At 70.6% G+C, this 19,135-nt stretch carries 19 protein-coding genes; 9 read left to right on the forward strand and 10 right to left on the reverse strand.

What is annotated here, in order from left to right; translation table 11 throughout:
* Positions 1-53: 53 nt before the first annotated feature.
* Positions 54-752: an iron-dependent transcriptional repressor DtxR gene (locus QRO03_RS02455; protein ID WP_285135940.1), complete on the reverse strand. Its 699-nt coding sequence runs from the start codon at positions 750-752 to the stop codon at positions 54-56.
* A 98-nt stretch (positions 753-850) separates the two neighbouring features.
* Here QRO03_RS02455 and serC point away from each other — a divergent pair, with 98 nt between their 5' ends.
* Positions 851-1,972: a phosphoserine transaminase gene (serC, locus tag QRO03_RS02460; protein ID WP_285135941.1), complete on the forward strand. Its 1,122-nt coding sequence runs from the start codon at positions 851-853 to the stop codon at positions 1,970-1,972.
* A 61-nt stretch (positions 1,973-2,033) separates the two neighbouring features.
* Here the strand turns inward: serC and QRO03_RS02465 are convergent, their stop codons facing one another.
* Together QRO03_RS02465 and QRO03_RS02470 are read right to left on the reverse strand one after the other, a co-directional pair.
* Positions 2,034-2,639, reverse strand: coding sequence for a DUF3027 domain-containing protein (locus QRO03_RS02465; protein ID WP_285135942.1), 606 nt, complete (start codon positions 2,637-2,639; stop codon positions 2,034-2,036).
* Positions 2,623-3,006 (reverse strand): cold-shock protein, encoded by a 384-nt coding sequence (locus QRO03_RS02470; protein ID WP_055957202.1) that lies wholly within the window; start codon positions 3,004-3,006, stop codon positions 2,623-2,625. Before QRO03_RS02470 ends, QRO03_RS02465 begins: the two co-directional genes overlap by 17 nt.
* A 106-nt stretch (positions 3,007-3,112) precedes the next feature.
* On the opposite strand from QRO03_RS02470, the gene QRO03_RS02475 reads away from it, so the two are divergent.
* The 5 genes from QRO03_RS02475 to QRO03_RS02495 all read left to right on the forward strand — a co-directional run bounded on the left by QRO03_RS02475 (position 3,113) and on the right by QRO03_RS02495 (position 9,408).
* Positions 3,113-3,394 (forward strand): multidrug ABC transporter ATPase, encoded by a 282-nt coding sequence (locus tag QRO03_RS02475; protein ID WP_285135943.1) that lies wholly within the window; start codon positions 3,113-3,115, stop codon positions 3,392-3,394.
* A gap of 1 nt (position 3,395) precedes the next feature.
* The gene (locus tag QRO03_RS02480) at positions 3,396-5,123 is read left to right on the forward strand and encodes a helicase-associated domain-containing protein (RefSeq protein ID WP_285135944.1); all 1,728 of its coding nucleotides are present in this window, start codon (positions 3,396-3,398) and stop codon (positions 5,121-5,123) included.
* Positions 5,124-5,180: 57 nt separating this feature from the next.
* A complete protein-coding gene (locus tag QRO03_RS02485) occupies positions 5,181-6,830 on the forward strand; it encodes a DNA repair helicase XPB (protein WP_285135945.1) in 1,650 nt (549 codons plus the stop codon).
* A 69-nt stretch (positions 6,831-6,899) separates the two neighbouring features.
* A complete protein-coding gene (locus tag QRO03_RS02490; RefSeq protein WP_055956651.1) occupies positions 6,900-7,592 on the forward strand; it encodes a response regulator transcription factor in 693 nt (230 codons plus the stop codon).
* Between the two features lie 94 nt (positions 7,593-7,686).
* Entirely contained in the window at positions 7,687-9,408 is a 1,722-nt protein-coding gene (locus QRO03_RS02495) for a sensor histidine kinase (protein ID WP_285135946.1), read from the forward strand.
* A gap of 414 nt (positions 9,409-9,822) precedes the next feature.
* Here QRO03_RS02495 and groL read toward each other — a convergent pair whose 3' ends face one another.
* From groL to QRO03_RS02520, 5 genes are all read right to left on the reverse strand, one after another.
* Entirely contained in the window at positions 9,823-11,442 is a 1,620-nt protein-coding gene (gene groL / locus QRO03_RS02500) for a chaperonin GroEL (protein WP_285135947.1), read from the reverse strand.
* A 170-nt stretch (positions 11,443-11,612) separates the two neighbouring features.
* Positions 11,613-11,813, reverse strand: coding sequence for a cold-shock protein (locus QRO03_RS02505; protein ID WP_055838224.1), 201 nt, complete (start codon positions 11,811-11,813; stop codon positions 11,613-11,615).
* Positions 11,814-11,942: 129 nt separating this feature from the next.
* Positions 11,943-12,545, reverse strand: a complete 603-nt coding sequence (locus tag QRO03_RS02510; protein WP_285135948.1) for a LytR C-terminal domain-containing protein — start codon at positions 12,543-12,545, stop codon at positions 11,943-11,945.
* Positions 12,546-12,580: 35 nt separating this feature from the next.
* The gene (locus QRO03_RS02515; protein WP_285135949.1) at positions 12,581-12,835 is read right to left on the reverse strand and encodes a DUF3263 domain-containing protein; all 255 of its coding nucleotides are present in this window, start codon (positions 12,833-12,835) and stop codon (positions 12,581-12,583) included.
* Between the two features lie 9 nt (positions 12,836-12,844).
* Positions 12,845-13,834, reverse strand: a complete 990-nt coding sequence (locus QRO03_RS02520; RefSeq protein WP_285135950.1) for a DUF2332 domain-containing protein — start codon at positions 13,832-13,834, stop codon at positions 12,845-12,847.
* A 73-nt stretch (positions 13,835-13,907) separates the two neighbouring features.
* Here QRO03_RS02520 and msrB point away from each other — a divergent pair, with 73 nt between their 5' ends.
* Positions 13,908-14,315 (forward strand): peptide-methionine (R)-S-oxide reductase MsrB, encoded by a 408-nt coding sequence (msrB, locus tag QRO03_RS02525; RefSeq protein WP_502882997.1) that lies wholly within the window; start codon positions 13,908-13,910, stop codon positions 14,313-14,315.
* 14 nt (positions 14,316-14,329) lie between these two features.
* Complete coding sequence (locus QRO03_RS02530) at positions 14,330-14,881, forward strand: nitroreductase family protein (protein WP_285136438.1); 552 nt, start codon at positions 14,330-14,332, stop codon at positions 14,879-14,881.
* Between the two features lie 74 nt (positions 14,882-14,955).
* Here the strand turns inward: QRO03_RS02530 and QRO03_RS02535 are convergent, their stop codons facing one another.
* Positions 14,956-15,897 carry a DMT family transporter gene (locus QRO03_RS02535; RefSeq protein ID WP_285135951.1) on the reverse strand — a complete coding sequence of 314 codons (942 nt, stop codon included), beginning with the start codon at positions 15,895-15,897 and terminating at the stop codon, positions 14,956-14,958.
* Positions 15,898-16,069: 172 nt separating this feature from the next.
* Here QRO03_RS02535 and QRO03_RS02540 point away from each other — a divergent pair, with 172 nt between their 5' ends.
* Positions 16,070-17,959, forward strand: coding sequence for an alpha-amylase family protein (locus tag QRO03_RS02540; protein WP_502882998.1), 1,890 nt, complete (start codon positions 16,070-16,072; stop codon positions 17,957-17,959).
* Between the two features lie 124 nt (positions 17,960-18,083).
* Here the strand turns inward: QRO03_RS02540 and QRO03_RS02545 are convergent, their stop codons facing one another.
* A complete protein-coding gene (locus QRO03_RS02545) occupies positions 18,084-19,061 on the reverse strand; it encodes a glycosyltransferase (RefSeq protein WP_285135952.1) in 978 nt (325 codons plus the stop codon).
* Between the last annotated feature and the right edge of the window lie 74 nt (positions 19,062-19,135).

The following is a 19,135-nucleotide window of genomic DNA, read 5'->3' on the forward strand; positions in this document are numbered from 1 at the left end:
CACGCTTAGCTCGGGTGGCCCCGACGAACACCCGGGTGAAATCCCGCCGACGCTCAGTCGCCGGCGACCAGGAAGATGTGCGAAGCGACCTCGACGGGCAGCTCGAGCCCCTCGTCGACGCCCTCCATCTGCAGGAGGACGTAGCCCTCGTTGAAGCGGTAGTCGCCGCGCTTGCCGGGGAGGACTCCGGCGGCCTTGAGCTGCTGCAGAAGTTCGGGATCGACCTGCGCGGGTTCGGCGAGGCGCCGGATCGTGCCGGTGATGGGGCCCCCGGCATCCGTCAGCTTTCGCACGAGACCGACCACGCCGTCGTCGAAGGTGGCGCTGGTGGCGTCGCCGAGCTGGTCGAGGCCGGGGATCGGGTTGCCGTACGGGGACTCGGTCGGGTGCCCGAGCAGTTCGACGAGACGTCGCTCGACCTGCTCGCTCATGACGTGCTCCCACCGGCACGCCTCGTCGTGCACGTAGGCCCAGTCGAGCCCGATGACGTCGCTCAGGAGGCGCTCGGCGAGACGGTGCTTGCGCATGACGTCGACGGCCTTCTGGCGTCCGTCGTCGGTCAGCTCGAGTCGACGGTCTTCCGAGACGACGACGAGACCGTCGCGCTCCATGCGGCCCACGGTCTGCGAGACCGTCGGACCCGAGTGGCCGAGGCGCTCGGAGATGCGCGCGCGCAGCGGCACGATCTTCTCCTCTTCGAGCTCGAGGATCGTGCGCAGGTACATCTCGGTGGTGTCGATCAGGTCGGTCATTCAGGTGTCCTCGATGTCGCGCGGCAAGTCCTCCCAGCCTACCGACCCCCTCCGACATGAGCGCGGGAGGGGCGGGGCGGGGACTCTAGAATCGGTCCATGCCGCACGTGGAACTCCCCAGCGAACTCCTGCCCGCCGACGGCCGCTTCGGGTGCGGCCCCTCGAAGGTGCGCGGTGCGCAGCTCGAGGCCCTCGTCACCCGCGGAGCGTCGATCCTCGGCACCTCGCACCGGCAGGCCCCCGTCAAGAACCTCGTCGCCAGCACGCGCGAACGGCTGTCGCAGCTGCTCCGTCTGCCCGAGGGCTACGAGATCATCCTGGGCAACGGCGGGTCGACCGCCTTCTGGGATGCCGCGGCGTTCGGCCTCATCGACACCCGCAGCCAGAACCTGGTCTTCGGCGAGTTCGGCGGCAAGTTCGCCTCCGCGGCCGCCGCTCCCTGGTTGCAGGCCCCCGACGTGCGCAAGGCCGCGCCGGGCACGCGGACGGTCGCCGAGGTGGTCGAGGGCGTCGACGTCTACGCCTGGCCGCACAACGAGACCTCGACCGGCGTGTCCGCTCCGATCGAGCGCGTCCGGGCGGATGCCGGTGCGCTGACCGTCATCGATGCGACGAGCGCCGCGGGCGGCATCGACTTCGATGTGACGCAGGCCGACGTGTACTACTTCGCGCCGCAGAAGAACCTCGGCTCCGACGGGGGCCTCTGGTACGCCGCCGTGTCGCCGGCCGCCATCGAGCGCATCGAGCGCATCGCGGCATCCGACAGGTACATCCCCGAGTTCCTGAGCCTGAAGAACGCCCTCGACAACTCCCGCCTCCAGCAGACGCTCAACACCCCCGCGTTGGCGACCCTGCTGCTGCTCGACGAGCAGCTCGGCTGGATCCTCGACAACGGCGGCCTGTCCTGGGCCGCCGCGCGCACGGCGGAGTCGTCGTCGGCCCTGTACGAGTGGGCCGATGCGAGCACCGTCGCGACCCCCTTCGTGTCCGACCCCGCCGACCGCTCGCCCGTCGTCGTCACCATCGACTTCGACGACAGCATCGACGCGGCCGCGATCGCCAAGAGCCTCCGCGCGAACGGCATCGTCGACACCGAGCCGTACCGCAAGCTCGGGCGCAACCAGCTGCGGGTCGCGACGTTCGTCTCGATCGAGCCCGCCGACGTGCGTCGCCTCATCGGCGCGATCGACTACACGATCGAGAACCTGCCCCGCGCCTGACGCCCGGTCGAATCGACGAAGGCCGTCCCGCATCGTGCGGGACGGCCTTCGTCGTTCGTGCTCAATAGCTGCGGTCGCCCTCGTCTTCGTCCTCGTCGGAGCGGTCGGGCTCGTCGTCGTCCGTCTCGTCGAGGTCGTCGTCCGCCGCGTCGGGGTCGTCGTCGGCCGCGTCGGGGTGGTCGGCGTCGAGTTCGTCGATGTCGACACCGTCGAGGTCGCCGGCGTGGAAGCGCGCCTTCGGCTCGTCTTCGTCGTCGTCCACCTCGTCGTCGACGTCGTCGGTGTCGTCGTCGTCATCTTCGTCGAGATCGTCATCGTCCTCGTCGATGACGGCCGCGGCCACCTGCGCCGCCTGGTACTCGGCCAGGCGCGTCGCCCACGGCACCCAGTCGGGGGCGAGCAGGGCTCCCTCCCCCGGCAGCAGTTCGACCTCGAGCACGGTGGGATCGGCCCCCTCGACCACGGCGACGCTCACCGTCCAGAACCAGCCCGGGTACCCGGAGAGGCGCGTGTGGAAACGCAACGACACGGCACCGTCGTCTTCGGCCGTGTACCCGGCCGCGGGGCCGACGGTGTCGGCCGGCGTGATCTCGTGGAGGGCGGAGAGCGCCAGGTCGTGGGCGCCGGTCAGACGCTCGTCGACGGGCTGCTCAGGCTTCGAAGTCATCGGCGACCTTGCGCAGCACGGCCGCGATCTTCTGCGCGTGAGGGCCGTTGGGGTAGCGACCGCGTCGCAGGTCGCCGCCGATGCCGTCGAGGAGCTTGACGAGGTCTTCGACGATGATCGCCATGTCGTCGGCGGGCTTGCGGGAGCGCTTGGAGAGGCTCACCGGGGCGTCGAGGACGCGCACGGACAGGGCCTGGGGGCCGCGCTTGCCGTCGGCGACGCCGAACTCCAGTCGTGTCCCGGCCTTGGGCCCGGGGGTTCCGGCGGGCAGAGCCGTGGCGTGCAGGAACACGTCCTGGCCGTCATCGGTGCTGATGAAGCCGAAGCCCTTCTCGTCGTCGTAGAACCTGACCTTGCCGGTGGGCATGGACACCTCGCTGAGTGTGTGCGCGAACGCGCGGCGGAACGCGGGACCCGATCGGATCCCGGTCTTCCAGCCTACGGCACCGCCGCCAGGCAGTAGGCTGAGGCCGATGAGCACCCGCACCTCCGGCGGCAGCACGCCGGGCGACGACGTTCCCGTCCGCCGCATCGACCGCATCCTGGCGTTCATGTCGCTCGGGTTGCTCGTGCTGGCGCTCGTGTGCTTCTTCGCCATCATCATCGGCTCCACCGCCGGCGCCGATCTGGCCTCGGGCGTCTGGCCGGTCGTGAGCCTGCTCGTCCTCGTCACACCCCCCATCGCCTTCGGATGCCTCTTGGCCGTGCTCATCATGAGCTTCATCCGAAGGGCCCGGGCCAACAAGGCTCGTTGACGTGGCCGAGACCTCCGCTCAACGCGCACTGGCGGTCTCGTTGGGCGCGCGCTCGGATGACGAGCTCGCGCGTCTGTTCGCCGATCGGCACATCTCGCCGTCGGCGACCTGGCGCGACATGTTCGACGCGGCCGAGGCGTTACTCGATCCGGCATCGGTCGCCCGTGCGCTTCCGGCCCTCACCCGCCAGGAGTCGGACGCCCTGTTCGCCGCCGTCGACGGCACCCCCGCGACCGGCGACGTGCGTGACGAGCTGATCACCCAAGCCCTGGTCGGAGACGACGGCCGCCCCTTCCCGAGCGTGGTCGACGCGATCCGCGAGGCGCTGCCCGAGGGTGTCCCCGCCGCCGTCCCGCTCTCGCCCACGCCGTCCGTGGCCGAGACCGCCGCGGCATCCGAGGCCGCCTTCACGTATGCCGCGTCCGTGGCCGACATCCTTCTGCAGACCCTCGAGGCCCCGCTCGGACGCATCGGGTCGGGCTCCCTCGGGGCGACGGAGCGCCGTCGACTCGTCGACGCCGGAGCCGTCTCGACGCCCGCCGACGCGGATCTGCTGGTCGGTCTCGCGGCCGACGTCGGACTGCTGGGCGCGAACGACCGCGCATGGCTCGTCTCCTCCGCCGGCCGGGAGTGGTTGCGCCTGCCCACCCTCGAACGGTGGCAGCACACGGCGGTGGCGCTGCGAGACGCCCTCCCCCGCGCGTACCGCTCGGCGGACGGCGGGTGGATCCCCGTCGCAGAGTGGGCCGGAGCGACCCCGTTCGACCCCGAGGGCGCGGACCGCGCGGCGCTGTGGGCTCGCCGGCTCCGGCGATGGGGACTCGTGGATGCCGCGGGGCGCACCGCCCCGTGGGCCGAACCCCTCGCCCGGGGAGGCGACGTCGACACCTCCGCCCTGCGTGAGCTCCTCCCGCCCGAGGTCGACCGCGTCTACCTCCAGAACGACCTCACCGCGATCGCGCCCGGCCCCCTCGCCCCGCACCTCGACGTGCGTCTGCGGTCGATGGCGGTGCGCGAGTCGCGGGCGCAGGCCTCGAGCTACCGCTTCAGCGCGTCGTCGATCGGCGCGGCGATCACGGCCGGCGAGACGGCCGACTCGCTTCGCGAGTTCCTCAGCGACATCTCGCTGACCGGGCTTCCGCAGCCTCTCGCGTACGTCATCGAACGCACGTCCGCCGAGCACGGGCGTGTGCGCGTGACGAGCGACCCGTCCACCCGTCTGACGCGCGTCGTGACCGACGACGAGACGCTACTGCGCTCGATGGAGATCGACCAGTCGCTGCGCTCGATCGCGCTGACGCGCACCGACGACGACGAACTGGTGTCGCACGTGTCGAGCGACGTCGTGTTCTGGGCGCTCACCGACGCGCACTACCCCGCCATCGCCGTCGACGCCGACGGACGGCCGCGTGCGCTGGAGCGCGCGAAGCTGGCCCCCGGCACGCAGCCCGCCGCCGAACCCGCCGACGTCTACAGCGACCTGCTGCGGCGCCTGCACGACGGGGTCGGCGACTCGGATGCCGCGTGGCTCGAACGCGAGCTCGACCAGGCCGTCCGCGCCCGCGCCGTCATCGACGTGACCGTGCGCCTCCCCGACGGCTCGGCGCGCGTGTTCCGGCTGGAGGCGACGGGGTTGGGAGGCGGGCGGCTCCGCGGCCGCGACCGCGGTGCCGACGTGGAACGCACCCTGCCGCTGTCGCACATCGACGGCGTCGTCCCCGCCGAGTGACGTCTCACGTCGGCGTGGTCGGCGCCTGCCGTCGCGAGCCCGGTAGAATCGAACGCTATGGCTGACGGCCCCCTCATCGTGCAGAGCGACCGCACCGTCCTCCTGGAGGTCGCACACCCTCAGGCGGAGACGGCGCGGCACGAGCTCGCCATCTTCGCCGAGCTCGAGCGCGCACCCGAGCACATCCACACGTACCGCATCACGCGTCTGGGGCTGTGGAACGCCCGCGCGGCAGGTCATGACGCCGACGCGATGCTCGACACCCTCGACCGATGGTCGCGCTTCCCGGTGCCGGCCTCGGTCAGCACCGACATCCGCGAGACGGTCAACCGCTACGGCCGTCTCGTGATCGAGCGCAACGACGACAAAGAGCTCGTCCTGCGGTCCACGGATGCCGCCGTGCTCAGCGAGGTGTCGCGCAACAAGCGCATCGCGCCGCTGCTGATCGGCCACCCCACCCCCGACAGCTTCCTCGTCGACGCGTGGGCCCGCGGCCACATCAAGCAGGAGCTGCTCAAGATCGGCTGGCCGGCCGAAGACCTCGCCGGATACACCCCCGGAACGCCCCACCCCATCGATCTCGCCGAAGACGGCTGGAGCCTGCGGCCGTACCAGCGACAGGCGGTGGACTCCTTCTCCGAGGGCGGCTCCGGTGTCGTGGTGCTCCCGTGCGGCGCCGGCAAGACCCTCGTGGGCGCAGGCGCGATGGCCGACACCCGCACCACCACGCTCATCCTCGTCACCAACACCGTGAGCGCACGGCAGTGGCGCGACGAGCTGCTGCGGCGCACGACCCTCACGGCGGAGGAGATCGGGGAGTACTCCGGTCAGGTCAAGGAGATCAAGCCCGTCACCATCGCGACGTACCAGATCCTCACCGCCAAGCGGAAGGGTCAATACGCCCACCTCGCGCTCCTCGACGCCCTCGACTGGGGCCTGGTGCTCTACGACGAGGTGCACCTGCTGCCCGCCCCCGTCTTCAAGCTCACGGCCGACCTGCAGGCCCGACGCCGGCTGGGACTCACGGCGACGCTGGTGCGCGAGGACGGGCGCGAGGGCGACGTCTTCAGCCTCATCGGGCCGAAGCGCTTCGACGCGCCGTGGAAAGAGATCGAGGCCCAGGGCTTCATCTCCCCCGCCGCCTGCTACGAGGTGCGCATCGACCTCCCCGCCGGGGAGCGCCTTGAGTACGCGGCCGCCGCCGACGAGGACCGCTACCGTCTCGCGGCCACCGCGCCCGCGAAGATCGACGTCGCGCGCCGCCTCGTCGAACGGCATCCGGGTGAGCGCGTCCTCGTGATCGGGCAGTACCTCGACCAGATCGACGAGCTCGCCGAAGCCCTCGACGCCCCGCAGATCACCGGGGCGACGCCGATCCCTGAGCGCGAAGAGCTGTTCCAGGGTTTCCGCGACGGCAGCATCCCCCTGCTGGTGGTCTCGAAGGTCGCCAACTTCTCGGTCGACCTGCCGGAGGCCTCGGTCGCGATCCAGGTGTCGGGCTCGTTCGGGTCGCGTCAAGAAGAGGCTCAGCGTCTCGGTCGGCTCCTCCGGCCGAAGCAGTCGAACCACACGGCGAGCTTCTACACGCTCATCGCGCGCGACACGGTCGATCAGGATTTCGCCCAGAACCGCCAGCGGTTCCTCGCCGAACAGGGGTACGCGTACACGATCCTGGATGCCGACGGAATCGACGCCGCGGCGGCCTGATCCATAGCAGGGCGCGCCCATCGGTTCCATATCCAGCGGATTGCTGGGTCGTGTCACGATAATGAGGTCATGACAGCACCTCGCATCCTCGTCGTCGACGACGAACCGAACATCCGCGACCTGCTCATCACGAGTCTGCGCTTCGCCGGGTTCCAGGTGCGTGCCGTCGCGAACGGCGCGCAGACGATCTCGGCCGTGCTCGAGGAGGAACCCGACCTCATCGTGCTCGACGTGATGCTGCCCGACATGAACGGCTTCAGCGTCACCAAGCGTCTGCGCGGCGCGGGCTACACCGCGCCGATCCTGTTCCTGACGGCGAAGGACGAGACCGAAGACAAGATCGAGGGCCTGAACGCCGGAGGCGACGATTACGTCACCAAGCCGTTCAGCCTCGACGAGATCGTCGCCCGCATCCAGGCGATCCTCCGCCGCACGATGCAGGCCGACGAGGAGTCGATCATCCGCACCGGCGAACTCACGATGGATCAGGACACGCACGACGTCAGCGTCGGCGACGTGTCGATCGACCTCAGCCCGACAGAGTTCAAGCTCCTGCGCTACCTCATGCTCAACCCCAATCGCGTGCTGTCGAAGGCGCAGATCCTCGACCACGTCTGGGAGTACGACTTCAACGGCGATGCCGGCATCGTCGAGAGCTACATCTCGTATCTCCGTCGCAAGATCGACCCGCACTCCTCCGAACCGCTGATCCAGACCAAGCGCGGCTTCGGCTACATGCTGAAGTCGGGCAAGACCGCCTGACGAGAAGGCATCCGCCCTGTCGCATCCCGACGATTCCCTCACGCGCTGGTGGCGCGGACTGAGCCTCCGCACCAAGGTCACCGGCGTCACCGTCATGCTCTTGGCGATCGGTCTGTTCACGGCGGGCATCGGCACCATGGTCTTTCTGCGGACGACGCTGGTGAACAACCTCGACGAGCAGCTCGCCCAGCAGGCGGCGGGCAACATCGCCGACAGCGTGTTCACGATGACGCCCATCGACGGGCAGATCGTGTTCTCGCAGATCGAGAACGCGCCGCAGATCGGGTCGATGGTGGTCGTCTACGGCCCCGACGGCGAACGCAAGGCGTTCTACAACGGCACGGCATCCAAGACCCTGCCCCAGTTGCCGTCGACGTTCACGGTCGAGCAGACCTACAGCCAGATCGATCGGCGCATCGAGCTCCACGACGCCGACTCGGGCCAGCATTTCCTGGCGCGCGTCGGCGTGCTGCAGGTGAACGGCAGCTCGGGCGTCTACACGCAGATGGTGATCCAGCCGCTCGCGCAGACCGATCGCATCGTCGCGGCGTACATCGGCATCTACGCCTTCGTCGCCCTGTTGATCCTCATCGCGACCGCCCTGCTCACCCGGTGGCTCGTGACGTTGGCGTTCCGAAACCTCCGCCAGGTCGAGACGACCGCGATGGACATCGCCGCCGGTGACTTCAGCCAGCGACTGACCGACATCGTCCCCGATACCGAGGTGGGCCGGCTCAAGACCGCGATCAACGCGATGCTCGCGCGGATCGACGGCGCCCTGGGCCAACGGGATGCCACGGTGCGGCAGATGCGTCGCTTCATCGGCGACGCCAGCCATGAGCTGCGCACCCCCCTGGTCACGATGCGCGGATACGCGGAGCTGTACCGGATGGGCGCGATCCGCTCGGACGAGGATGTCGCGCAGTCGATGGAGCGCATCGAGAAGGAAGCCATCCGCATGGGCGCGCTGGTCGAGGATCTCCTCGCCCTCGCGCGTCTCGACGAGCGCCGCGACGTGACGATCATCCCGCTCGACCTGCGTCCGATCGCCCGCGACGCGGCTCTCGACCTGCGGGTCACCTCTCCCCAGCGAGAGGTGACCGTCGACGACACCACCTCGCGCGACGAGATCGTCCTGCCCACCATCACCCTCGATCCGCTGCTGGATGCCGGCGGGGATCCCACGACGGCCGCGAGCCGCCGGCGCGCCGCCCCGACCACATCGGCCATGGCGATCGCGGGTGCGACGCTGTCGCGGCTTCGGCGCAAGCCCCGGGATGCCGCCGAGTCGGCGTCGACGCCTGCCGACGGCGCTCCGACCGCGGCGCCCACCTCTCCGACCGGGGTGGTCCGCACGCCCGCGCGGATCGCGCCGATCGTCCTGGGAGACGAGAACAAGGTGCGCCAGGTCGTGGCGAACCTCCTCGGAAACGCCCGCCGGTTCACCGGTGACGACTCTCCCATCGGTCTCCGCGTGGGCGTGGACGTCGAGAGCGACATGGGGTGGATCGAGATCATCGATCACGGCGAGGGCGTTCCGGAGCAGATCCGCGACCAGATCTTCCAGCGCTTCTGGCGCGCCGACACCTCCCGCACCCGCGAGACGGGCGGGTCGGGCCTCGGGCTATCGATCGTGGCATCCATCGTCGACCTGCTGCACGGAACCGTCGAGGTGGTCGACACACCCGGTGGCGGCGCGACCTTCCGCGTCTCGCTCCCCCTCGCCGACCGGCGCGACGCCCAGGAGCACGCGCTCATCGAGACGCAGCCCCTCGAGCGTCTCCCCGCGGGGTATCGGCCCGAGCCGACCGCCTGAGGAGGCGGGACCGCCACCCAGGCGTTCCCCGTCGTGATCGGCCCCGAGGGGCGCGCTAGCGGCGAGGGCGAGGGGCTGCGGGGGTCCGCGCGCGGCGAAAGGCCCGCCGAGTGCCCCCTTCCCCGTCGCGCCCGGACCGCCGAGCACGACGGCCCCCGGCCCGACCGCATCGGTCGCCCCCGAGCGCGGCGCCGGGAGCGGAGGGGATCCGGGCGGCGGAGGACCCCCCGGTGCGGATCACTCCTCCCGTCCCGGAATCTCCTCCGCACGCGGCGCCGGTGGGCGTGACCGCGCACGCCGCCCGGCGCAGTCCGGCGGTCCCGGCCGCACAGGCACGACCCATGCGACGACCCGCCGCACACGCAGAACGCCCCCTCCCGAAGGAGGGGGCGTTCCGATGACGTCAGACGTGGATCAGAAGTCCATGCCACCCGTCGGGTCGCCCGCGGGAGCGGAGACCTTCTCGGGCTTGTCGGCGACGACGACCTCGGTGGTGAGGAAGAGCCCTGCGATGGACGCCGCGTTCTGCAGCGCCGAACGCGTCACCTTGGCGGGGTCGATGATGCCCTGTGCGAACAGGTCACCGTACTCGCCGGTCGCGGCGTTGAGGCCGTGGCCCACGGGGAGCTCGGCGACCTTGTTGGCCACGACGCCGGGCTCGAGACCGGCGTTGAGCGCGATCTGCTTGAGCGGGGCCTCGATGGCGACCTTGACGATGTTGGCACCCGTGGCCTCGTCACCGACGAGGTTCAGGTTGCCGAGGGCGTTCTTGCCGGCCTGGATCAGCGCGACGCCACCACCGGCGACGACACCCTCTTCCACAGCGGCCTTGGCGTTGCGCACGGCGTCTTCGATGCGGTGCTTGCGCTCCTTGAGCTCGACCTCGGTCGCGGCTCCGGCCTTGATGACGGCGACGCCACCGGCGAGCTTCGCGAGGCGCTCCTGGAGCTTCTCGCGGTCGTAGTCGCTGTCGGTGTTCTCGATCTCGCGGCGGATCTGGGTCACGCGACCCTCGATCAGCTCCGACTCACCGGCACCCTCGACGATCGTGGTCTCGTCCTTGGTGATGATCACCTTGCGGGCACGGCCGAGCAGGTCGACCGTCGCGTTCTCGAGCTTGAGGCCCACCTCTTCGGTGATGACCTGGCCGCCGGTGAGGATCGCGATGTCCTGCAGCTGCGCCTTACGGCGGTCGCCGAAGCCGGGAGCCTTGACGGCGACCGACTTGAAGATGCCGCGGATCTTGTTGAGCACGAGGGTCGCGAGAGCCTCGCCCTCGACGTCCTCGGCGATGATCAGGAGCTCTTTGCCCTCCTGGATCACCTTGTCGACGATGGGCAGAAGGTCCTTGATGTTCGAGATCTTCTGGTTCGCGATCAGGATGTACGGGTCTTCGAAGACCGCTTCCTGACGCTCGGGGTCGGTGACGAAGTAGGGGTTGATGTACCCCTTGTCGAAGCGCATGCCCTCGGTGAGCTCGAGCTCGGTGCCGAAGGTGTTCGACTCCTCGACGGTGACGACGCCTTCCTTGCCGACCTTGTCGATGGCCTCGGCGATGAGCTCGCCGATGGCGGGGTCAGCGGCCGAGATCGACGCGGTCGCGGCGATCTGCTCCTTGGACTCGACCTCTTTGGCCGAGGCGAGCAGCTCGTCGGTGACGGCCTTGACGGCCTTCTCGATGCCCTTCTTGAGCGAGATGGGGTCGGCGCCGGCGGCGACGTTGCGCAGGCCCTCGCGCACGAGCGCCTGGGCGAGAACGGTGGCGGTGGTGGTGCCGTCACCCGCGACGTCGTCGGTCTTCTTGGCGACCTCCTTGACCAGCTCTGCGCCGATCTTCTCGTACGGGTCGTCGAGCTCGATCTCCTTGGCGATCGAGACACCGTCGTTCGTGATCGTGGGGGCTCCCCACTTCTTCTCGAGCACGACGTTGCGACCGCGGGGGCCCAGGGTCACCTTGACGGCGTCGGCCAGCGTGTTGAGGCCGCGCTCGAGGCCGCGCCGAGCCTCTTCGTCGAAAGCGATGATCTTTGCCATAAGTGTGTCGTCCCTCCCGGACGGGTGACTTGCAGATTTTGGCACTCGACGAAAGCGAGTGCTAACTCATTCTGGCACTCGACCCTGGGGAGTGCAAGCCACCGGACGCCCGTGGAACGACGAACGCCGCGGCATCCGGAACTCGGATGCCGCGGCGTTCGGATCAGCACTCAGGCCAGGCGAACCGACTCCGCCTGCGGTCCCTTCTGACCGGTGCCGACGGTGAACTCGACCGCCTGCCCCTCCTCGAGGACGCGGAAGCCCGACATCTCGATGCTCGAGTAGTGGACGAACACGTCCTGCCCGTCAGCGACGGTGATGAAGCCGAAACCCTTCTCGGCGTTGAACCATTTGACAGTGCCCTGCGTCATGCGAATCTCCTGTTGCTGAACGACGAGGTCATCGTAAGCACGCAGAGTGCCCCCTGATCAGGGTTCGGACGCATTGTTGACGCGCGTGCCGCCAAGTTGTTACCCCGCGGAAACACGCGGCCACGCGGGTCAGGATGCGGGCGACTCCGACGCTTGACCGGCGGCGCGATCGAGGCCGATCACGACGATCAGCCGCTTGACCGCGCTCTCGTCGTCGGGGGTGCCGGGGTCGTCCGTCGGCTGCAGGAAATCGCTCTGGGCGATCTCGGCGCCCCCGATCGCCTGAGCGAGACCCTCGGCGGCCGCCTCGTCGCTCTCGCGGAGGTAGAACACGGTCGTCTGTGCGAAGTCGGTGCTGTCGGAGTCACCCGTCTCGACGCCGTCACCGGGCCAGCCGGCGGCGATGATCGTGTCGCGGAGCGATCCGGCCAGCCCCTCGTCGGCGGTTCCGTTCAGCACGACGACCGCATACGACGGATCGACCACGGCGGGCGTGGTGGCCTCGACGGTGGGCACGGGGCTCGCGGCGTCGTCGGGACCGAGCGAGATGCGCCCCGACACGACGAGGGTCGCGAAGATGCCCGCGATGATCAGCACGAGCGTGGCGATGGCCGCCCAGAGGAACACGATCCATCCACGCAGCCGGGGGTTCTCGGCGCGGTGGGCACCGATGCGCCCGGAGGGATCGGGCAGGTCGTCGAAGCGATCCCGAGGGAAGGTCGATCTGGCCATTGGACGATGCTACCGGTCGGAGCCCGGCCGCTCCGTCAGCGCGACGCCGCTCGACCGAGCCGTGACCGGTGGCGGTCCGCGGCCTCGTCGCGACGGCGGCGGAGGCGACGCACGAGCATCGGGTCGTGCGCGAGGGCGTCGGGCGTGTCGATCAGGCGGCCGAGCACCTGGTAGTACCGGGCGGGCGTCAGGCCGAACTCGGCGCGGATCGCCTCTTCCTTCGCCCCCGCGTGGCGCCGCCATTCACCCTCGAAGGCGAGGAAGGTGAGTTCGCGGTCCGACAGAGTCACGGCTCCACGTTAAGGGTGTGAAGCCTCGGATCCGGGATGCCACGCCACCCAGGCCCCCAGCGGATCCACCTCGGCGACGACGTCGCCGTCGAGCGCCAGCGAGAAGCCTCCCCGCACCGACCCGACGGGTCGCGTCCAGCCCTCGTGGAGTCCCGGCGCGTCGAGGGTGATCCACCGCCCCGCCGTGCGGGCTGCCGCGATCACCGCCGCGCGCCGGGCACGCGGGACGTGCGCGAGCACACCGGGGGTCGTCACGACCAGGGTGGCGTCGCGGGGCGCGCGGGCGGCGAGTTCCGGGAGGGCGTCGGCCCCGTCGCCGGCGACGAGCAGGGGCGGGGCGGCCGCGGCGATGTCGAGTGCGCCCTCGATCCGTTCCCGCCGCCCCTCCTCCCCCGGCCACACGAGGCCCGTGAGCCACGCCCGGTCGTCGGCCCGACGCGCGTCGAGCGGGTTCAGATCGATGCCCGCGCGCCAGACCACCTGCGGCATCCGCACCTCCGGCATCCCCTCCAGCGCACTGTGGAGGACGACCGGGCTCACTCCGTCCACGGGGTCGAGCGCGAGGGTGTCGGCACCGCTGCGGTAGCGGTACGAATAGCGGTCGGGGTAGAGGCAGAGCCCTGCACTCGCCCCCACTTCGAGCAGGGCGACGGGCCCCTCGATCAACGACAGCGCCGGCAGCAGAGCGGCGCACCGGAGCGGCTCGTTGGTCTGCACGCTCCGCCGCCCGCACTCGTCCGCGATCGCGTCGGCGTGTGCGACCACCCACGACGCCCAGGCATCGAGATCGCCCATCGGGGCGCCGAGCACGCGGAGGACGGCGAAGACGAGCGGGGGCTGACGGCGCGTCTCGGCGATTCCGGCGAGGGCTGTCGCGACCGCGGGGTCGTCGACCACCCGGCGCGCCCACGCCTCGTAGACGGCGGATCGGCCGGGCGCCTCGTCGAGGGCGAAGCGCCCGTACCTCTCGACGACGGCATTCACGGCATCCTGATCCATCCCGCAGATTATGCCGCGCCGACCTGACCGCTCCCGGGCACGACAGAATGGATGCCGGAGAAGGGAAGTTTCCATGACTTACGCCGTCGACAAGTCCGACGACCAGTGGCGCGAAGAGCTGACGCCCGAGCAGTACGCGGTGCTCCGCCAGGCCGGCACCGAACGCGCCTGGACGGGTGAGCTGCTCGACGAGAGCCGCGCCGGTTTCTACACCTGCGCCGCGTGCGGTGCGGAACTGTTCCAGAGCGGGACGAAGTTCGACTCCCACTGCGGGTGGCCGAGCTTCTACGAGTCGGTGCGCCCCGAGGCGGTCGAGCTCATCGACGACAACAGCCACGGCATGCAGCGCACCGAGGTGCGGTGCGCGAACTGCGGCTCGCACCTGGGGCACGTGTTCCCCGACGGCTTCGGCACGCCCACGGGCGACCGGTACTGCATGAACTCGCTCTCGCTGAGCTTCACCCCGGAAGACAAGGCGTGAGCGCACTCGAGGCGATGCGCGACCGCCGGTCGTGGTCGAAGGTCACCGACCTCGCCCCCACCGGTCCCGAGCTCGAGGCGTTCGTCGCCGCGGCCGGTCGCGTCGCCGACCACAAGACGTTGCGCCCGTGGCGCATCATCGAGATCCGCGGGAGCGACCGCGACCTGCTGGCTCGCGCGCTGAACAAGGCCGACGGCAAGCGCGGGTACTCCTCGAAGCCGCGTCGGGCGCCCCTGATCATCGCGCTGGTGGCCGACGTGTCGTCGAAGAAGATCCCCGCGTGGGAGCAGGAGGCCGCGGCATCCGGTGTCGCCCACATGCTCAGCCTCGTGCTCGACGAGGCGGGCTTCGGCGTGTTCTGGCGCACCGACGACAACACCCGCAGCAAGGCGCTCGCGAAGGCGCACGGCCTGCGCAAGGGCGAGGTGCTGCTGGGCTGGTTGTACGTGGGCGGCAAGCCGCAGCGCTCGCGCCCGGTGCGCCGCAAGACCGTGGATGCCGCGAAGCACATCTCGCGCATGCCCGGGGGCAAGAAGGGCCGCAAGGTCGACGACGTCTCCCACTGATCCGCACGCGTGCAGCGACGCCGCCCGGGGGCTCCCCTCGGGCGGCGTCGTCGTTCGGGGCCGGCGGAGCGACCTCAGCCGCGCCGCCGCCGCCAGGGCACGGCCGCGACGACGACACCGGCGATGGCCACCGCAGCGGCGAGCACCGCGACTGCGGGCGACGGCGCCGCCGGGGCGGGCCACGCCGCGTCGAGCAGCACCGAGGTGGTGAGCAGCCCCACCACCGACCCGAGGCCCAGCAGCAGCACGCCGGTGCGACGCACGACCACCGACGACAGGAAGATGTAGATCACGCCCACCGCGCCGCCGCTGTACAGCCACGGCTCGGTCGGCACGGCCCGGGGCGCGCCGACGACGGCGATGTGCGCGGCCGCCGCGAGGAGGAGCACGACGGTCCCCCCGATGAAGTTCACCAGCGTGGCCGTCAGAGGGCTGTCGACCTGCACGCGCAGACGCCCGTTCGTGCCCTGCTGCCACGAGACGGCGGCGCCGGCGACCGCGGGCACGATGAGCATCCACGGGGGGACGCCCGCGAGGGCGTCGCCCGACAGGCAGACGACGACACCCGCGATGGCCAGGGCCGCCCCCACGGCGCGGCGCACGGTGACCGGAACGACGCCGGCCGGACCGTAGCCGATCCGATCGAGCACGAGGCCGCCGGTGGTCTGGCCGGCGACGAAGCCGACCGTGAACAGGGCGACGCCGATCGTGGCCACCGTCAAGCCTTGACTCGCCACGGTGAAGGCGCCGACGAGGCCGCCCAGGAGCATCCACGGAGGGATGGACCGGGTCCGGATGCCGCCGACCAGCCGCCCGAACCCGCGACGCCCTTCGGGCAGCAGCGCCGACAGTGCGACGAGGATCACCAGCCCTGACGTGAACGACACCGCCGCAGCGACGATGCCGTCGCCGAACGCGGCGCCGAGGGTGCCGTTGATGCGCGCCTGCAGGGCGGTGAGGGCGCCGATGAGCACCGCTCCCCCGACGGCCACGCCGACCGCACCCCGTTCCGACACCGCGTCCCCCTCGCGCCCGCGCGTCGGGCCGTCGTCGATCGTACGACGTGGTTCGCGCGACGGGTGCCTGCGACGTGCGCCCGGGGCACCGCCACCGCCCGCGCGGGCGTCGCGGGGATCGCGGGCACGTCGCTGCCGGCCGGGACCGATTCCATGCGTCAGGCTGTCACCCGTGACACAGCTCAACCCCGGCCCCCGCGACGTCTCGCACATCCTCGGCGACCTGAACAGTGCGGGCGCCGACCGCGAGTTCCTCGCCCACGCCGAACTGCACCTGCCCCGCCTGCACGAGCTCTTCGTCCGCCTCTACGGCGAGCGCACCGACGGCCTCGAGCGACTGGCATCCGTCGTCGACCTCGCCCGACGCTCGTGGACCGAGCGTCCGCGGGCGCTCAAGGCCCTCGACCGCGAACGCGACAGCACCCCCGACTGGTTCGAGAGCGAGCGCATGCTCGGCGGTGTCTGCTACGTCGACCGCTACGCGGGCGGGCTCAGCGGCATCCGGGATCAGATCCCGTACTTCCGCGAACTGGGGCTGACCTACCTGCACCTCATGCCGCTGTTCGAGAGCCCCGAGGGCAACAGCGACGGCGGCTATGCGGTGTCGAGCTACCGCGCCGTGAACCCGGCGTTGGGGACGATGGCGGAGCTCGCGTCCCTCGCCGCCGACCTGCGGCGCGCGGGCATCTCGCTCGTGGTCGATTTCATCTTCAACCACACCAGCAACGAGCACGAGTGGGCGAAGAAGGCCGTCGCCGGAGAGCCGGGGTACGAGGACTTCTACCTCATCTACCCCGACCGCGAGATGCCCGACGCGTTCGAACGGACGACGCGGGAGATCTTCCCCGACGACCATCCCGGCTCATTCGTGCAGCTCGACGACGGACGCTGGATCTGGGCGACGTTCTACCATTTCCAGTGGGACCTCAACTACGCCAACCCCGCCGTCTTCGAGGCGATGGCCGGCGAGATGCTGTTCCTGGCCAACCAGGGCGTCGAGATCCTGCGGATGGATGCCGTGGCCTTCATCTGGAAGCGACTCGGCACGACCTGCGAATCGCTGCCCGAGGCGCATCTGCTGCTGCAGGCGTTCAATGCGGTGCTGCGGATGGCGGCGCCGGGTCTGCTGTTCAAGTCGGAGGCCATCGTGCACCCCGACGAGGTCATCTCCTACGTCTCTCCCGACGAGTGCCAGATCTCGTACAACCCTCTGCAGATGGCCCTCACGTGGGAGGCCCTGGCGACGCGCGACGGCCGCTTGCTGCAGCAGGCGCTCGACCGGCGTCACGCCCTGCCCGACGGCACGGCCTGGGTCAACTACGTGCGCAGCCATGACGACATCGGGTGGACCTTCGCCGACGAGGATGCCGCCGAGCTCGGCATCGACGGCTACCCGCACCGCCGCTTCCTCAACGACTTCTACGTCGGCCGTGCGGACGGCACCTTCGCCCGCGGCGTTCCCTTCCAGGAGAACCCGCGCACGGGCGACGCCCGTGTCACCGGCACCACGGCATCCCTCGCCGGCGTCGAGGCGGGTGACGCCGGCGGTGAGGACCGCGTCATCCTCGCCCACGCGCTGGCACTGTCGACCGGTGGCATCCCGCTGCTGTACCTCGGTGACGAGGTCGCTCAGCTGAACGACTACGCATACGCCGACCGGGCGGCGGAGGCGGGCGACAGCCGGTGGGTGCACCGCCCGTTCCGTCCCGAACAGAACTACGCCGAACGCACGGATGCCGCGACTCCCGCGGGCCGGGTCTTCTCGCGGCTGTCGCGACTGCTCGCCGTCCGCCGCGCGACGCCGGAGTTCGCGGGCAACGACCTGATCGCCTTCGACGCGCGCGTGAATTCGGTGGTCGCGTTCCTGCGTCCCGGCGAGAGCGGGTTCTCGGTGCTGGTCGTCGCGAACGTCGCCGACTCCGCGGTGGAGATCGACGCGTTGACCCTGTCGGGGCTCGCACCCGAGGCGCTCGACCTCGTCACCGGCGCCCCCGTGTGGCTCGGCGCCGGCGTCACGCTCGGTGCGCACGACCTGCGCTGGCTCCGCGTACGGACGCGCTGACCGCTCGTCCCGACGCGAGCCCCCGCCGGGACGACATCGGAGGTGTTCCCGGCGGAGCGGCTCCCCGCGGCGGGGGCGGACGCAGCGGCGTTCCCGGCGGAGCGGTCTCCCCGCCGGATCGCCGTCAGCGGCGCTCCGGCGCCGGCAGCCCGTCGGTGGTCGCGATGCGTCGCGCCGCGGCTTCGAGCAGCACCTCGGCCGTCATGTCCTCGACCTCGACGGCGGTTCCGATCCGGGTGTCGTTCATCAGTCCGGCGATCTGGGCCTGGTGGTCGTCGACGTGCTCGTTGCGGCCGGCGCGGCGGACGACGGCGACGGGGTACACACCGGCCTCGAGCAGGCCGAGGATGGTGCCGACGCCGGCGTGGGTGACCACCACGTCGGCCTCGTGGATGGCCCGGTCGAAGGACGCGGCATCCATGTCCTGCACGACCCGGCCGGGCAGGTCGTCACGGGTGGTGTAGCCGAGCTGCCAGGTGGTGTCCTCACCCATGAGACCCGTCGCCAGCAGGGAGTCGACGAGCGTGTCGAAGCGGTAACCCTGGATGGTGCCGAGCGTGACGAAGATCTTCAGCGGTCGCCCCTCGGGGGCGATGCGATCCTCGATCGAGAAGGTCTCGAGCACGCTCGGGTGGAGGCCCCATCGGCCACCGGCCCACGAGCGGTGCTGCGTCCGCATCTCGGCGAGACGGCTGTGGTAGAGCATGCGACCCGTCAGAGAGGGCCCGAGGACGCGCGAGACGCTCTCGATGTACAGCGCCGGGATGCCACGTCGACGCGCGGCCGGCAGAGCGGCCGTGGCGAGCGCGGCCCCGGTGCTGACGGCGGCGTCGAAGTCTTCGACCGCGAGGGCCTTGTCGATCTGACCGACCGCCTTGAGCGTGCCGCGCCAGTCGCGCGGCTTGATGTAGGGCACGAGGAGAGTGCGCTTGTCGCGGAGGAGCGACCGGGTCTGGGGCGAGTCGAAGCTGACCCAGAGCGAGTCGTCGGTCGCGCCGAGCCCGGGAGCCAGGCGCACGAGCTGGGCGATGTGCCCGCCGGTCGACGCCGCGAGCAGCATCTTGCGCGGGTTGTCGGGGGTCAGGTCCAGACGGTCGGACATGTCACGCGCCGCGATCATCAGACCCCACCCGTTCCGCGGCGGGTCGTGGAGACCGCCGTCGTCCGCCGGCGCTC

This window comes from Microbacterium sp. lyk4-40-TSB-66, from assembly GCF_030209475.1.
Taxonomy (GTDB): Bacteria; Actinomycetota; Actinomycetes; order Actinomycetales; family Microbacteriaceae; genus Microbacterium.

Coding starts and splice junctions, on each gene's coding strand:
- QRO03_RS02505 (WP_055838224.1), bottom strand. CDS start 11,813: ATGACGCAGGGCACTGTCAAATGGTTCAACGCCGAGAAGGGTTTCGGC.
- QRO03_RS02510 (WP_285135948.1), bottom strand. CDS start 12,545: ATGGCCAGATCGACCTTCCCTCGGGATCGCTTCGACGACCTGCCCGAT.
- QRO03_RS02475 (WP_285135943.1), top strand. CDS start 3,113: ATGAGCACCCGCACCTCCGGCGGCAGCACGCCGGGCGACGACGTTCCC.
- QRO03_RS02530 (WP_285136438.1), top strand. CDS start 14,330: ATGCGCGACCGCCGGTCGTGGTCGAAGGTCACCGACCTCGCCCCCACC.
- QRO03_RS02465 (WP_285135942.1), bottom strand. CDS start 2,639: ATGACTTCGAAGCCTGAGCAGCCCGTCGACGAGCGTCTGACCGGCGCC.
- QRO03_RS02490 (WP_055956651.1), top strand. CDS start 6,900: ATGACAGCACCTCGCATCCTCGTCGTCGACGACGAACCGAACATCCGC.
- QRO03_RS02470 (WP_055957202.1), bottom strand. CDS start 3,006: ATGCCCACCGGCAAGGTCAGGTTCTACGACGACGAGAAGGGCTTCGGC.
- groL (WP_285135947.1), bottom strand. CDS start 11,442: ATGGCAAAGATCATCGCTTTCGACGAAGAGGCTCGGCGCGGCCTCGAG.
- QRO03_RS02545 (WP_285135952.1), bottom strand. CDS start 19,061: ATGTCCGACCGTCTGGACCTGACCCCCGACAACCCGCGCAAGATGCTG.
- QRO03_RS02485 (WP_285135945.1), top strand. CDS start 5,181: ATGGCTGACGGCCCCCTCATCGTGCAGAGCGACCGCACCGTCCTCCTG.
- serC (WP_285135941.1), top strand. CDS start 851: ATGCCGCACGTGGAACTCCCCAGCGAACTCCTGCCCGCCGACGGCCGC.
- QRO03_RS02520 (WP_285135950.1), bottom strand. CDS start 13,834: ATGGATCAGGATGCCGTGAATGCCGTCGTCGAGAGGTACGGGCGCTTC.
- QRO03_RS02495 (WP_285135946.1), top strand. CDS start 7,687: ATGCTCTTGGCGATCGGTCTGTTCACGGCGGGCATCGGCACCATGGTC.
- QRO03_RS02455 (WP_285135940.1), bottom strand. CDS start 752: ATGACCGACCTGATCGACACCACCGAGATGTACCTGCGCACGATCCTC.
- msrB (WP_502882997.1), top strand. CDS start 13,908: ATGACTTACGCCGTCGACAAGTCCGACGACCAGTGGCGCGAAGAGCTG.